General features: G+C 74.2%; 13 protein-coding genes. 4 read left to right on the top strand and 9 right to left on the bottom strand.

Annotated features, from left to right (window positions below; genetic code table 11):
• The first annotated feature begins 129 nt into the window (after positions 1-129).
• From ACFY8W_RS03030 to ACFY8W_RS03040, 3 genes are all read left to right on the top strand, one after another.
• Positions 130-1,485, top strand: a complete 1,356-nt coding sequence (locus ACFY8W_RS03030; protein WP_391099434.1) for a diacylglycerol kinase family protein — start codon at positions 130-132, stop codon at positions 1,483-1,485.
• Positions 1,478-2,116, top strand: coding sequence for a phosphatase PAP2 family protein (locus tag ACFY8W_RS03035; protein ID WP_391099436.1), 639 nt, complete (start codon positions 1,478-1,480; stop codon positions 2,114-2,116). The genes ACFY8W_RS03030 and ACFY8W_RS03035 overlap by 8 nt, the downstream gene beginning before the upstream one ends.
• A gap of 100 nt (positions 2,117-2,216) precedes the next feature.
• Positions 2,217-2,648 carry a TIGR03618 family F420-dependent PPOX class oxidoreductase gene (locus ACFY8W_RS03040; RefSeq protein WP_391099438.1) on the top strand — a complete coding sequence of 144 codons (432 nt, stop codon included), beginning with the start codon at positions 2,217-2,219 and terminating at the stop codon, positions 2,646-2,648.
• 52 nt (positions 2,649-2,700) lie between these two features.
• Here ACFY8W_RS03040 and ACFY8W_RS03045 read toward each other — a convergent pair whose 3' ends face one another.
• The 9 genes from ACFY8W_RS03045 to ACFY8W_RS03085 form a co-directional block, all read right to left on the bottom strand.
• A complete protein-coding gene (locus ACFY8W_RS03045) occupies positions 2,701-3,417 on the bottom strand; it encodes an FCD domain-containing protein (RefSeq protein WP_391099440.1) in 717 nt (238 codons plus the stop codon).
• A gap of 40 nt (positions 3,418-3,457) precedes the next feature.
• The gene (locus ACFY8W_RS03050; protein WP_391099442.1) at positions 3,458-4,444 is read right to left on the bottom strand and encodes an ornithine cyclodeaminase family protein; all 987 of its coding nucleotides are present in this window, start codon (positions 4,442-4,444) and stop codon (positions 3,458-3,460) included.
• Positions 4,441-5,490 (bottom strand): proline racemase family protein, encoded by a 1,050-nt coding sequence (locus ACFY8W_RS03055; protein ID WP_391099444.1) that lies wholly within the window; start codon positions 5,488-5,490, stop codon positions 4,441-4,443. The genes ACFY8W_RS03050 and ACFY8W_RS03055 overlap by 4 nt, the downstream gene beginning before the upstream one ends.
• Positions 5,487-6,491 carry a proline racemase family protein gene (locus tag ACFY8W_RS03060; protein ID WP_391099447.1) on the bottom strand — a complete coding sequence of 335 codons (1,005 nt, stop codon included), beginning with the start codon at positions 6,489-6,491 and terminating at the stop codon, positions 5,487-5,489. Before ACFY8W_RS03060 ends, ACFY8W_RS03055 begins: the two co-directional genes overlap by 4 nt.
• A gap of 17 nt (positions 6,492-6,508) precedes the next feature.
• Positions 6,509-7,429 (bottom strand): dihydrodipicolinate synthase family protein, encoded by a 921-nt coding sequence (locus ACFY8W_RS03065; RefSeq protein ID WP_391099450.1) that lies wholly within the window; start codon positions 7,427-7,429, stop codon positions 6,509-6,511.
• 76 nt (positions 7,430-7,505) lie between these two features.
• The gene (locus tag ACFY8W_RS03070) at positions 7,506-9,002 is read right to left on the bottom strand and encodes an FAD-dependent oxidoreductase (protein WP_391099452.1); all 1,497 of its coding nucleotides are present in this window, start codon (positions 9,000-9,002) and stop codon (positions 7,506-7,508) included.
• Positions 8,983-9,294 carry a 2Fe-2S iron-sulfur cluster-binding protein gene (locus ACFY8W_RS03075; RefSeq protein ID WP_391099455.1) on the bottom strand — a complete coding sequence of 104 codons (312 nt, stop codon included), beginning with the start codon at positions 9,292-9,294 and terminating at the stop codon, positions 8,983-8,985. Before ACFY8W_RS03075 ends, ACFY8W_RS03070 begins: the two co-directional genes overlap by 20 nt.
• 43 nt (positions 9,295-9,337) lie before the next feature.
• Positions 9,338-10,501, bottom strand: coding sequence for an FAD-dependent oxidoreductase (locus ACFY8W_RS03080; RefSeq protein ID WP_391099457.1), 1,164 nt, complete (start codon positions 10,499-10,501; stop codon positions 9,338-9,340).
• Between the two features lie 93 nt (positions 10,502-10,594).
• Complete coding sequence (locus ACFY8W_RS03085; RefSeq protein WP_391099459.1) at positions 10,595-12,925, bottom strand: collagenase; 2,331 nt, start codon at positions 12,923-12,925, stop codon at positions 10,595-10,597.
• Positions 12,926-13,416: 491 nt separating this feature from the next.
• Here ACFY8W_RS03085 and ACFY8W_RS03090 point away from each other — a divergent pair, with 491 nt between their 5' ends.
• Positions 13,417-14,010: a TetR family transcriptional regulator C-terminal domain-containing protein gene (locus ACFY8W_RS03090; protein WP_391099461.1), complete on the top strand. Its 594-nt coding sequence runs from the start codon at positions 13,417-13,419 to the stop codon at positions 14,008-14,010.
• The last annotated feature ends 37 nt before the right edge of the window (positions 14,011-14,047 follow it).

Here is a 14,047-nt window from a genome sequence, read left to right on the forward strand (position 1 = left end):
ATCCGGACGATCCGGACGGAGACGCGCGGGCTCCTGTCGGGGCATCACCCGGACGGCCCCGCGCGGACGGTGTGACACACCGCGAAGCCGCAGGCTGGGGCGGGGGTCACGGACGCGGGAGGGCGGACGGTGAGCACGGAGGACCGCTATCAGGTACGGAGGCGGGCTCGGGCACGCCTGTTCGCGCGGTGCGCGCTGCTCGCCGCCGTCCTCGCGGTGGTCTCTCTCTTCGTGCCGTTCGGCAGCGGCGGACTGCTGATCATCGCGAGCGGCCTGGTGGGACTGGCGCTGTGCGCGGCGGGCATCTGGTGGTTCCTCGCCCACCGCGGGCCGGTGCGGCTCCTGGGCGCGCTGCTCGCGGCCGCCACGCCGGTCGGTGTGCTGCTCCTCTACGTCGACCGCGGTCTGTGGCGCTCCGCCCTCACCTCGCTGCTGCTGTGGACCGCGGCCCTGTTCTGCGCGCGGTCGGCGCTGCGCCGTCCGCACCACGGCCGGCGCGCCCGGCCCGCGCCGCGGCCCCGACGGGCCGTGCTCGTGATGAACCCGCAGTCGGGCGGCGGCAAGGTCGGCCGGTTCGGGCTGGTCGAGAAGGCGGAGCGGCTCGGCGCGAAGGTCGTGCTGCTCGACCCGCCGGACCCCGACGGGGAGCCCACCGACGTGACCGAAATCGCGCGCGCGGCGGTCGCGGACGGCGCCGACCTGCTGGGCGTCGCGGGCGGCGACGGCACCCAGGCGCTGGTGGCGGCGGTGGCGGCCGAGCACGACCTGCCGTTCCTGGTGATCAGCGCGGGCACCCGCAACCACCTGGCCATGGACCTCGGCCTCGACCGCGCCGATCCGTCCCGCTGTCTGAGCGCCCTCACCGACGGCGAGGAACTGCGGATCGACCTCGGCGACGTCGGCGGGCGGCCGTTCGTCAACACGGTCTCGTTCGGCGTGTACGCGGACGTCGTGCAGAGCCCCGAGTACCGTGACGCCAAGGCGGGTACGGCGCTGAGCATGATTCCGGACCTGCTGGCCTCGGACACCGGGCGCCGCCTCGACGCCCGCGCCGACGAGACCGCGCTGCGCGACCAGCAGGCGCTGCTCGTCAGCAACAACCCGTACAACTCGCCCGACCCGTTCGGCGGTGGGCGCAGACCGCGACTGGACGGCGGCCTGCTCGGCGTCGTCGCCGTCCGGGTGGAGGGCGCGGCGCAGGCGGCCGACCTCGCGGTCCGCGGCTCCCAGTCCACCGGTCTGAACGTGCTGACGGCCCACCGGGTGGAGGTCACCGCCGACACCGGCACGCTGCCCGTCGCGGTCGACGGCGAGGCCCTGACCCTGCCCACCCCGGTCGTCTGCACCCTGCGCCCGCGCGCGCTGCGCGTCCTCGTCCCCCGCGACCGGCCCGGCATCGTGCCGGCCGCCCCTCCGACGAACTGGAACCGGATCCTCGTCCTCGCCTTCGGCCGCCGCATTCCTCGAGGAGGCTCCCATGGCTGAACCGCCCGCCCCCGGTGGGACCACCCCGCCGCCCGACGGCACGGACCGGAGCGGTTCGCCGCTCCGCGCCGTGCTCGCCGACCTGAGCGCGGTGGACGGCGCGCTGTACGCGGCGGTCGCCGCGACGCCGACACCGGCCCTCGACCGGGCACTGCGCCGGCTCTCCCATGCCGCCGACCACTCCAAGATCTCGCTCGCCGTGGCCGCGGCGCTCGCCCTGCCCCGTGGGCGTCCGCGGAGGGCGGCGGCAGCCGGGGTCGGCGCGGTCGCGGTCGCCTCGGCCGTCGGCAACCTGCTCGGCAAGAGACTCGTGCGCCGTCCGCGGCCCGACCGCGAGGCGGCCCGGGTCACGGTGGACCGGCACGTGCCGATGCCGAGTTCGGCCTCCTTCCCGTCCGGGCACACTGCCTCGGCGGTGGCGTTCGCCACGGCCGTGGGCGTGGTGCTGCCTCCGGCGGCGGTCCCGCTCGGCGTCCTGGCCTGCGCGGTGGGCTACTCCCGCGTCCACACGGGCGTCCACTACCCGGGTGACGTCGCGGCCGGCGCGGTCCTCGGCCTGGCGAGCGCGGCGACGGCCCTGATGGCGGCGGAGGCACTGCTGTCCCGGCCGCTTCCCTGGCCCCGCTCCTGACGTCCTGCGCCCTGCTTCGACGCCTCGGGCGCCCGCGGCGCGTGTCCCGGTCGGCTCGTGGCGGGAACAAAGCGGTGGGGCGCGGGACTTGAAGGAGGACATGACGACGACATCCTTCGACGCCCGCGACCTCCTCGCCAAGAGCCGGCTCGGCGTGCTCGCCACCCTCAAGGCGGACGGCCGTCCGCAGCTCTCCCCCGTGATGCCGTACTACGACGCCGGGACCGGGACCCTGTACGTGTCGATGACCGAGGGCCGCGCCAAGACGGCCAACCTGCGCCGCGACCCGCGCGCCGCCCTGGAGGTGACGAGCGAGGACGGCCGGTCCTGGGCGACCGCCGAGGGCACGGTGACGCTGGTCGGACCCGGGACCGATCCGCACGGGCCCGAGGTCGAGGCGCTCGTGGAGTACTACCGGCTCGCCGCGGGTGAGCACCCGGACTGGGACGAGTACCGGACGGCGATGGTGGCCGACCGGCGGGTGCTCATGCGGATGCCCGTGGACCACGTGTACGGGCAGTCCTTGCGCTGAGCCCGCGGCGGGCCCCGGTGGACGGCCGGCCGCGGGCCGGAACCGCGGCGGGTCAGTTCTTGCGGACCGGGCCGAGGCGGCCGGCGGGGCGCTCGACCGGCTCGTCGCGGGCCTCGGCCCACAGCGAGCGGACATGGCCGAGGTGGCGGAGCATGCAGGCCTCGGCGCCCTCGCGGTCGCCGGAGATCATCAGGTCGAGCAGCTCCAGGTGTTCCTCCGCCGAGGAGACCAGCTTGCCGGCCTCGTCGAGGCCGGTGAGCCCGTAGAGCCGGGAGCGCTTTCGGAGGTCGCCCACGGTCTCCACGAGCCGGTCGTTCCCGGCCAGGCCGAGCAGCGTGAGGTGGAAGAGGCGGTCGGCCTCCAGGTAGCCGATGAGGTTGTGCTCGCGCGCCTTGACGACGATGTCCTCGGCGAGCGGGCGCAGCTCCTCCAGCTGTTCCCGGGTGGCGAGTTCGGTGACCCGGCCGACCGTGGGGACCTCGATCAGCATGCGCAGTTCGGTGCACTGGTCGAGCTCGCGCTCACTGACCTCGGTGATCCGGAAGCCCTTGTTGCGGACGGGCTCGACCAGGCCCTCGCGGGCGAGGTCGAGCATCGCCTCCCGCACCGGGGTGGCCGACACGCCGAGTTCGGCGGCCAGGCCGGGCGCCGAGTAGACGCTGCCCGGCCGGAGTTCGCCCGCTATCAGGGCGGCGCGCAGCGCGTGGCCCACCTGGTCGCGGAGCCGCTCCTGGGCCTTGATGAGACTGTGCTGCTTCAGGTCACCCACGCTGATCCTCCGAGAACTCGCAGGAGGACAGCGTACAATGTCACGTTTCTCCGTCGGACGCCGCTCGGTACAGGGCGACGGCAACGGCGAGATCCTCCCAGGCCATGCCCACGCTCTTGAAGAGCCGCGGCGTCTCGGGATCGGGCGGGGCCGCCCGGCCGGTGACCAGTTCGGCCAGGTTTCCCGCGATGTGCCCCGGCCCGACGGCCCCCTCCGCCTCCGGGATCAGCAGGTCGCCGGCCTCGCGTGCCGCCACGGCGCGCGACTCGACGTACACCGCCGCCCGCCGCACGAGGGCCGAGTCGGTCTCCCGGGCGTCCGGTTCGTGCGAGCCGACGGCGACCACCGTCGCCCCGGGGGCGACGAGCCGCCCGTCGAACAGGGGCGTACGGGCGGTGGTGCAGCACACCACGAGGTCCGCCTCGGCCACGTCCCCGGCTGCGCCCGTACGGGCCTTCGGCACGCCCAGGTCCCGGGCGTGCGCGACGAGCCGGGCGGCACGCTCCTGGTCCCGCCCGACGACCACGGCCTCCGTGACCTCCCGCACCGCGAGCACCGCCTCCAGGTGCCCGTACGCCTGCGGACCCGAGCCGAAGAGCACGAGCCGCGACGGGCGGCCGGTGCCGGTGAGGTGACGGATCGCCAGGGCGGAGACGGCCGGCGTGCGCAGGGAGGTGAGCGCGGCTCCGTCGATCACGGCCAGCGGCCGCAGCGTCGGACCGTCCAGGAGCAGATAGCTGCCGGTGATGCGCGGCAGCCCGAGGGCCGGGTTGCCGGGCGCCACGCCGGCGACCTTCACCCCGGCCCAGGAGGCCGACGCGGCGGGCATCAGCAGCAGTTCGCCGGCCGGCACGGGCACGGCGGTGCGCGGCGGGCAGTCCTCCGGGTCGAGCCCTTCGCGGAGCACCTCGGCCAGTGCCTCGACGGCGCCGCCCGGCGTGAGCAGCCGGGCGACGGCCGGGGCGTCGAGCGGGGTTCCGAGCGGAGTGCCGAGCACGGCGTCGCGCCGGATCGGGTCCGGGCTCACAGGGCGAACCCGGTACCGAGGGCGTCGTCCGGGTCGAGCAGGAAGCGGTGCTCGCCCGTGCGGTGGGCCGTTCCGGTCACCTCGGTGACAAGGCCGCGCCCCGTCGTGGCGGCGGGCACCGTCCGCCCGGTGAACACCGTGCCGGCGACGGACTCGTGGGTGAGCACGTCGCCCGCGCCCAGCCGGCCCTCGTCGGCGAGGAGGGCCAGCCGGGCGGAGGTGCCCGAGCCGCAGGGCGAGCGGTCGATCTGGCCGTCGGCGAAGACGGTGACGTTGCGCTGGTGCGGGCCCCGCGGGGTGTCGGGCAGTTCCTCGTGGAGGATCACGCCGTACACCCCGGAGAGCAGCGGGTCCTCGGGATGCCGGGTGGCGGGGTGGCCGGCGAGGGCGTCGCGGATCTCCCGGCCGGCCCGGGTGAGCGCGGGAAGCGCGGCCCGGTCGACGGTCAGGCCGAGGGTGTGCGCGGGCAGCGAGGCGTAGCAGGCGCCGGCGTGCGCGAGGTCGACCTCGACCGTCCCGAGGCTCGTGGTCACCGGTACCTTGCGGGCCGACACCCGGGCCGGCACGTTGCGGAAGGTGACGCCGGTGGTGCGGCCCCCGGCGCGGTGGACGGTCGCGGTGACCCGCCCGGAGGGGACGTCGATGCGGACCTGTACGTCCCGGTCGCCGGGTGCGGTGACGAGGCCGGAGTCGACGGCCCAGACGCCGAGGGCCATGGTGCCGTGGCCGCAGGCCGTCGAGTAGCCGTCCTTGTGCCAGAACAGCACGCCCAGGTGGGCGCCGTCGTCGTCCGGCGGCACGACGAAGCCGCCGTACATGCCGGCGTGGCCGCGGGGTTCCCGGACGAGCAGTCGCCGCAGCTCGTCCAGGGCACCGGGCCGCGGGGCGGTGCCCGAGCCTCCCGGGCCCAGGAGGGTGGCCCGGCGTTCGGCGACGGTGTCGCCGGGCAGCGGGGGCAGGCCCTCCGAGACGATCCGGAAGGGCTCGCCCGCCGTGTGGTAGTCGGTGGTGCGGATCTCGGTCGGGCGGAAGTCGGTCGGGCTCACAGGAGGAACCCTCCGGGGAACGGGTCGGTCGGGTCGAGGAAGTACTGCGCGGTGCCGGTGATCCACGCCCGCCCGGTGACCGTCGGCACGACGGCGGGCCGGCCTCCGACCGTGGTCTCGGCGACGAGCCGGCCGGTGAACTCCGTACCGATGAAGGACTCGTTGACGAAGTCGGTGTCGAGCGGCAGCAGTCCGCGGGCGTGCAGCTGGGCCATGCGGGCGCTGGTGCCGGTGCCGCACGGGGAGCGGTCGAACCAGCCCGGGTGGATGGCCATGGCGTGCCGCGAGCGGCGGGCGTCGGAGCCGGGGGCGGCGAGGTAGACGTGCTTCACGCCGCTCTGGGCGGGGTCCTCCGGGTGGACCGGCCGGTCGGGGCCCTTGTTGATGGCGTCCATGACGGCCAGGCCCGCGGCGAGCAGGTCCTCCTTGCGGTCCCGGTCGAAGGGCAGCCCGAGGGAGTCCAGCTCCACGAAGGCGTAGAAGTTGCCGCCGTAGGCCAGGTCGTAGGTGACCGTGCCGAGGCCGGGCACCTCGGTCTTGAGGTCGAGGCCGACGGAGAAGGCGGGCACGTTGGTGAGGGTGACGGCGGTGGCCGCGCCGTCCTCCACGCGGACGTCGACGCCGACGAGCCCGGCCGGGGTGTCGAGCCGGACGGTGGTGACGGGCTCGGTCACCGGGACCATGCCGGTCTCGACGAGGACGGTGGCGACGCCGATGGTGCCGTGACCGCACATCGGCAGCAGGCCCGACACCTCGATGAACAGGACGCCGTAGTCGGCGTCGGGGCGGGTGGGCGGCTGGAGGATCGCGCCGCTCATGGCGGCGTGTCCGCGCGGCTCGTACATGAGGAGCGTGCGCAGGTGGTCGAGGTGCTCGATGAAGTGCAGCCGCTTCTCGGCCATGGTGGCGCCGGGGACCACTCCGACGCCACCGGTGATCACCCGGGTGGGCATGCCCTCGGTGTGCGAGTCGACCGCGTGGTAGACGTGACGGGTGCGCATGGGTACGTCCTGACCTCTCAGTGGTGGCCGTCGGCCAGGGCCTTCTCGGTGGCGGCGCGCACGGCGGCCGCCGTGGCGCCGGTGAGCGGGAGGCGGGGCGGCCGGGTGGGGCCGCCGGGCCGGCCGGCGAGGTCCATGGAGGCCTTGATGGCCTGCACGAACTCCGTCTTGGAGTCCCAGCGGAGCAGCGGGTGCAGCGACTTGTAGAGGGGCAGGGCGGTGGCCAGGTCGCCGGCCACGGCGGAGTGGTAGAGCTCGGCGCAGGAGGCCGGAAGCGCGTTGGGGTAGCCGGCGATCCAGCCGACCGCGCCCGCCAGCGCCAGTTCGAGCAGGACGTCGTCCGCGCCGATCAGCAGGTCGAGGTCCGGGGCCAGTTCGGCGATCTCGTAGGCACGGCGGACGTCGCCGCTGAACTCCTTCACCGCCACGATGTGGCCGGCGCCGTGGAGCCGGGCCAGGAGGGACGGGTTCAGGTCGACCTTGGTGTCGATCGGGTTGTTGTACGCGACGATCGGGAGGCCGGCCTTCGCGACCTCCGCGTAGTGGGCGAGGACCGCGGGCTCGTCGGCGCGGAAGGCGTTGGGCGGCAGCAGCAGCACCGAGCCCGCGCCGGCCTCGGCGGCCTGCTCGGCCCAGCGCCGGGACTCCGCGCTGCCGTAGGCGGCGACGCCGGGCATGACCCGCGCGCCGTCACCGGCGGCCTCGACGGCCGTACGGACCACCTGGGCCCGCTCCTCGTCGGTGAGGGTCTGGTACTCCCCCAGCGACCCGTTGGGTACGACGCCGTCGCAGCCGTTCTCGATCAGCCAGCGGACGTGCTCCGCGTAGGCGTCGTGGTCGACCGAGAGGTCGGCGCGCAGCGGGAGGGCGGTGGCGACCATGATGCCGCGCCAGGGGCGGGTGGGGCTCCAGTGGGAGGCGGTCACGCTCTCGCTCATATCGGCAACTCTCCTTAGTAGTGTGTGACATTTTATTGAGTGGTGTACGTCGGTCACAAGACCGCGGTGCGGGAAATCAGCTCAGGTCGGTGGGCAGCGAGGCCAGTTGGCGCAGCGGGACCGGGCAGGCGAGGGGGCGGCGGTCGGGCGTCGGAGCCGCGGTCGCGCCTGCGGACGTGGACGGGCCCTCCGGCGTGGCCGCATCCGCGGTCGTCGTGGCACCGCACAGGGCCGCGACGGCCGGTCCGCACATCCTGCCCTGGCACCAGCCCATGCCCGCGCGGGTCAGGAGCTTCACCGTCCGCGCGTCACGCGCGCCCAGCTCCGTGACCGCCTCACGGACCTGACCGGCCGTGACCTCCTCGCAGCGGCACACGTCGGCGGCGTCGGCCAGCCAGGCCGTCCAGCCCTGGCCGGGGCGGTGCGCCGAGCCCATCGCGTCGGCGAAGGCCCGGAGACGGACGCGGGCGCGTCGCAGGGCTTCGGGGGTGGTGGGCGCGGTGACACCGGGGCTCGCGGCATGGGCGGCTTGTGCGGCACGCGCGACCGAGTGGGCCGCCAGGGTGCCTTCCACCACGGCCAGTTGGGCGCCACCGATGCCGCCGGTCTCGCCCGCCGACCAGATGCCCGGCACCGAGGTGCGCAGCTCGTCGGTGAGCGCGAGGGCGACCGTGCCGTCCGCCGCCGTCCGGGTCGCGCAGCCCAGCGCGGTCGCCAGGGACAGCTCGGGGACCAGGCCGTGGCCGACCGCCACCGCGTCGCACGGGATGCGGCGGGCGGTGCCGGGCACCGGGCGCCAGTCGCGGTCCAGGCGGGCGACCGTGACGGCCTCCACCCGGTCGGTGCCGTGCGCCTCGACCACGGCGTGCCGGTTCAGCAGCCGGGTGTGGTGGCGTACCAGCGCGGTGCCGTAGCGGGCACCTTCGACGAGCTTGGCCGGGTTGCGCAGGAGCGTGGTCGCGTGGGTGGCGTAGCCGCCGTATCCGGACGCCTCGACGACCGCCGGGACCCGCGCTCCGGCGGCCGAGAGGGAAGCGGCGACGGCGAGCAAGAGGGGACCGCTGCCCGCGACGACGACCCGCCGGCCCGGCAGCACCAGGCCGCCCTTGAGCATGGCCTGCGCGCCGCCCGCGCCGACCACGCCGGGCAGCGTCCAGCCGGGGAACGGGAGTTGGCGCTCGTACGAGCCGGTGGCGAGGAGGATCGCGCGGGCGGTGACGGGCGCGGGTGACTCGGACGCGCTGTCGGTGCGGCTGTGGACGGTCCACGAGCCGGTGTCGCCGGACGGCGTCACCGCCCAGACCTGGCGGTCCGGGAGGTACGAGATCCCGGACGTCCTCCGGTGTTCTTCCAGGCGCCGCACGAGTGCCGCGAAGGCTCGCCAGTCGTGGTGCAGGGCCTGGGGGCGCGTCGCGCCGAGGCCGGGCGCCGGGTGGCGGTAGTACTGGCCGCCGGGGCGCGCGCCCGCGTCGAGCAGGGCCACGGAGAGGCCGAGGTCCGCGGCCGTGACGGCGGCGGCGAGGCCGGCCGGGCCCGCGCCGACGACGGCGAGGTCAACGGTCGAGTGCGGCACGGCCCGTTCCTTCCTGGGTGGTGACGGTGTCGCCCGGGCGGGCCTGCACCGTGCACGCGCGCTGGTTCGGGCGGCCGTTGACGGTGACCAGGCAGTCGTAGCACTGGCCGATGCCGCAGAAGACTCCGCGCGGCGCGGCGCCGTTCCGGGTGGTGCGCCAGGCGAGGATGCCGGCCGACCAGAGCACCGCGGCGATCGACTGGCCCTCCTGGGCCGGGAGTTCGCGGTCGTCGAAGGTCAGGGTGAACGTGGTGCGGGGCGCGCCGCCCACGAGGTCGCGCGGGGTGGTCAAGACGTGGCTCCTGGGTGGTCGGTGCGTGCGTGGCGGCCGTGCGTCATCCGGCTTCCCCCTCGTGGTGGGTGAAGTCCCGGGACGGCGAGAACGGCGTCGGGTCCAGGGGAGGTTCCGAGCCGGTCAGGCTCGCCGCCAGCAGCGATCCCGTCGCCGGGGCCAGGCCGATGCCCGCGCCCTCGTGCCCGCAGGCGTGGAACAGACCCGGGACCCCCGGGTCGGCGCCGATCGCCGGGAGGTGGTCGGGGAGGTAGGGGCGGAAGCCGTGGTACGCGCGGATCACCTCGACGTCCGCGAGGAAGGGGAAGAGCCCGGCGGCCTGGGTCGCCAGCCGGCGCAGTGCCTCAAGGGAGAGCGAGCGGTCGAAGCCGACGCGTTCGCGGGTGGCGCCGATGAGGACCGGGCCGGACGGCGTGCCCTCCACGACCGCGGAGGACTGCAGCGACGCGGAGCCGCTGGCCACGTCGGCGACGTAGTCCGCCGCGTACACCTTGTGGCGGACCATGTGGGGCAGCGGTTCGGTGACCAGGACGAAGCCGCGGCGGGGCAGGACGGGGAGGCTCGTGCCCGCGAGGCGGGCCACGTCGCCGCCCCAGGTCCCGGCGGCGTTCACCACGGCCGGGGCGAGGAGTTCACGGCGGGCCGTGCGGACGCCCGTGATCCTGCCGGTCGGCGTGCGCAGGATCTCCGTGACCTCCTCACCGAGGTGGACCGGCACCCCGGCCGCCTCCAGGAGCCGCGCGGCGGCCTTGGCCGGCTGGACCTGGGCGTCCTGCGGGTAGCGGAAGCCGCCCGCCTGGTCGGGTGACAGGTGGGGTTCGAGTGTGGTCAGGTCCTCCGCGGCGATCTCGTCGGCCCGGACGCCGGCGGTCCGCTGGGACTCGGCGAACACGCGGAGGGCCTTCAGGGTGGGCTCGTCGTGCGCCACGACGAGCCCACCCTTCGGCTCGTACTCGATGTCCGCCGGGAGTGCGTCGGACAGCTCGCGCCAGAGTCTCGTGGACAGCAGCGCGAGGTCGAGCTCGGGGCCCGTCCCCTTGTCGGAGACGAGCAGGTTGCCTTCCCCGGCACCGGTGGTGCCGCCCGCGACGGGACCGCGGTCGACGACGGCGACGGAGAGTCCGGAGCGGGCCGCGTAGTACGCGCAGGCGGCTCCGACCACGCCGGCACCGATGATCACGGCGTCCAGGGAGTGTCTCTTGGGCACGGCAGTAATATGTCACATTCTTTAGGCGGTGCCCAGGGGTTCCGGCCCCTGGGCACCGGGTTGACGGCGGATCAGGCGGGGAGCAGGTGGGGATCAGCTGCGGAGCGGGCCCTCGCAGCGGTAGCCGGCCGTTCCCGCGACCCTGTTGGACCAGATCTCGATGGGCCCGAAGCTGCAGTTCATGTCGGCCAGGTTGTTCAGGCGGGACTCCGCGGCACGGTCGAGGATGAAGTAGTCGACCGTCTCCGACATGTCCTTGAAGTTCCGGTCGTCGCTGGTCCAGTCGCTCAGGTTCGCGGTGATCCGCCCGGTGCAGACGAAGCGCCGCTTGCCGGTGTCCCCGTTCTCGACGCAGTCCGGGTTGTTGTACGTGGCCCCGGCGAAGGCGGTCCGGACGCCCGCCACGGTGGAGTACGTCAGCTGGTCGTTGGGCGTGAACGTGGTGTTCGGGACGAACAGGTCGTTCACCTTGGCGATCTGCGCGTCGAGGAAACGGTCGTAGGCCGCCTGGAGGCCGGTGTCGGCGCTGAGGCGTTCGCGCCAGGCGTCGTAGCCGGCGACGTCGTCCGCGCGCAGCCGCCCGTACATCTCGCGCAGCTGGGACGGCCGCTCGGTCCACAGGAACTCGAAGAAGGTGCCCGCGTAGTTGTAGAAGCGGAAGCCGTCGCCGTCGTAGGTGGCGTGCAGGATCTGGCGCACGTTCATGCGGGGGCCGCCGCCGGCCGTGTCGTTGATGATGCCGCGGACCAGGGACTTGCGGACGGCGATGCCGTTGTCGCGGGTGGCTCCGTCGAAGAACTCGGCGGTTCCCTCGTCCATGGCCGTGGTCCGGTCGCCCTGGTACCAGGGGCCCTCGCCGAAGAAGCCCGGGACCGCGAAGCGGCCGTTGAGGTAGTGCGTGTACTCGTGCCGGAAGAGCTCTTCGAGGGTGAGCGTGGAGTCCTGCGGGACGCGGCGCTGGTACGTGTAGAAGGTGGCGCCGTTCTCGATGTAGATGCCGCCGTTGTTGGTGGAGTAGCCCGTGAGGATCGGATGGTAGTTCTCGTAGTCCGCGCGGGAGGCGTAGAGGACGATGTTGAGGGTGGTGTTGGGGTCGCCGGCGAGGGGCTGCTCGGTGCCGAGCACGCGGTGGTACTGGGCCTTGACCTGCTTGCTGGCGTAGTACAGCTGGTCGACGGTGGCCCGGTCGAGGGCGGTGCGGACCTTGATGGCGCCGTTGTCGTAGGTGTACGTGTACGGGAAGATGCGCTTCTCGATGTCCGCCTTGCAGACGCCGTAGGGCGCGCAGGCCTCGTAGAAGTTCAGCCAGTTGACCAGGCTCGCCCACGGCGCGCTGCCGGCGCCGAAGCGGGACTCGACGGGGGCGAGGAGGGCGCCGAGGTCGGCGGTGACTGCCTCCTTGAGGCCGGATATCTGGCCGAAGCGGCCGTACTCGGAGAGTGCGTCGCGGACCGCCCAGGCGTTGGCCGTGCCCTTGAGGTGGGTGTATCCGGCGAAGGCCTTGAAGGCGGCCCGGTAGGCGGGGTCGGCCTTCGCGGCGGCGTGGAAGGCGGTGTCCTGGTTGCCGGGGTAGACGCCCAGGTAGTTGACGGAGAGCGCGGCGAGAGCGGCACCGGCCCAGGCGGGGTCCTGGTTGGTCGCGGTGTGCGCGCCGTCCAGGGTGGCGAGGACCTTCACGATGAGGCCGAGCTGGTGCTGGCGCAGGCCGGGCGCGCTGCCGATGTAGAGGGCCTCGCGCAGGGTGCGGGCGTTGCTCGCGGTGGCGTCGAAGGTGCGGGCGGCGTTGCCGAAGTCGGCGATCGCGCGGCGGACCGCGTCGACGGTGGGGGCGTCGGTGATGTCGATCTCGGTGCGGGAGAAGTCGTGGTACGCCACCGCGTGGAGGTAGGTGAACATCTCCTCCAGGTGGGTGGAGTTCCGGCCGTCGTGGGCGGCGGCCAGGGTGGAGATCCGGCGGGCGACGGCCTGGACGTGGGCGTCGGACATCACCGGGACGAGCCGGGCGTCCCAGGTCCAGACGAGGTTGCGCAGACAGCCGTCGGCGGTCACGGCGGGGTCGGCGAGGAAGTCGGCGAACTGCTCGGGTGACAGGCCGGTGACGCCGTCGAGGGTGCAGGGGACGCCTGCGGCGAGGGCGGGCGTGGCGGCGCGGGCCGCCTTGGCCTTCGCGGTGGCGGGGCCGGGGACGCGGGCCTGGATGCCGCCGGGGGCGGGCGCCGGGGCGGGCTTGGCGGCCCGGGCGTCGGCGAGGTGTTCGACCTCGTCGAACGGGTTGGGCGCGGGCGCGGCGAAGGTCGCGGGGGCCTGTGCGCGGGCCGGGGCGGGTCGCTCGGCCGCCTGGACGGACTGTCCGGCGGAGGCGACGAGGGTCACCACGACGGCGGTGGCGAGGAGGGAGCTGCGCACGACTCTGTGCTGGGACACCTGGGCTCCTGAAAGTGGGGGAAGGTACGCGCGCGGCGAACTCCCCTGGCTCACAGGGGAGTTGACGGTCGTCGAACTCACCGCGCGAGCTGTAACATAGTAATGTGAAATTGTACTGACAAGGTCTGTGCACCCGTCAGTTCACGAAGGGGCAACCGAGGGGCCCCTTCCGGAGCCCGCCGCGGCGCCCTGCGGCCACCCCGGTCGCCCCCGGACGTACGAGCCACGCGTGGCGCACGCGCGGGCCGTTCACGTCGTCGCCGGACGGATCGACGAGGCGGGGAAGGAAGAGGCGCGCGCCCGAGCCGGAGGAGCCGGTCGGGACGAGGCTCGGGGCCGGCGGCGAGGAGCGCGGGGGTGCGCGCCCGTAGCTCGACGACATGCTCGCCGAGACCGGGGCGGATGCGGACGCGCGGCTCGTGTTCCAGGGGGCGTACCCCGTGGTCCGAGCGTGCGGGCGGTTACCCTGGCGCCCGACGCGAGGAGGCAGCATGGCACGGATGCCGTCGGCGGAGCGACGCCGGCAGTTGGTCGAGGCGGCGGTCCGGGTCATGGCCAGGGACGGGGTGGCGCGGGCGACGACCCGGGCGATCTGCGCCGAGGCGGAGGTCTCGCTCAGCGTCTTCCACTACTGCTTCGACTCCAAGCAGGAGCTCCTGGAGGCGGCGATCGGCTCCATCACGGGCAACTACGTGGCGCGTGTGATGTCGGCGGTCGAGCCGCGCGCGACGCTGCGGGAGACGGTGCGGGCCGCGCTCGGGACGTACTGGGAGGACGTGACGGACCACCCGGCCGAGCACATGCTCACCTACGAGCTCACCCAGTACGCGCTGCGCGAGGAGGGCTTCGAACGGCTCGCGCGGGCCCAGTACGAGCAGTACGTGGCGTCGGCGGCGGTCCTGGTCGAGCAGGTGTGCGCGCTGCGCGGCATCACGCCCAAGGTGCCGGTGGACCTGGTCGCGCGGGTGCTCGCGGCGACGATCGACGGGCTCACGCTGCAGTACCTCGTGCTCGGGGACGACCGTGCCGCCGAGGCGCTGCTCGACGCGACCGCCGACCACCTGGTGGCGCTCGTCGAGGGCTGAGCGATCGTCAACAGGTCATTTGACCCGGACCCTTGAC

Source organism: Streptomyces sp. NPDC012637 (assembly GCF_042954805.1).
In the GTDB taxonomy this organism is placed as follows: Bacteria; Actinomycetota; Actinomycetes; order Streptomycetales; family Streptomycetaceae; genus Streptomyces.

Bases quoted from the DNA above. Each gene is read 5' to 3' on its own strand.
- ACFY8W_RS03035 (WP_391099436.1), top strand. From the start codon at position 1,478: ATGGCTGAACCGCCCGCCCCCGGTGGGACCACCCCGCCGCCCGACGGC.
- ACFY8W_RS03040 (WP_391099438.1), top strand. From the start codon at position 2,217: ATGACGACGACATCCTTCGACGCCCGCGACCTCCTCGCCAAGAGCCGG.
- ACFY8W_RS03090 (WP_391099461.1), top strand. From the start codon at position 13,417: ATGGCACGGATGCCGTCGGCGGAGCGACGCCGGCAGTTGGTCGAGGCG.
- ACFY8W_RS03060 (WP_391099447.1), bottom strand. From the start codon at position 6,491: ATGCGCACCCGTCACGTCTACCACGCGGTCGACTCGCACACCGAGGGC.
- ACFY8W_RS03065 (WP_391099450.1), bottom strand. From the start codon at position 7,429: ATGAGCGAGAGCGTGACCGCCTCCCACTGGAGCCCCACCCGCCCCTGG.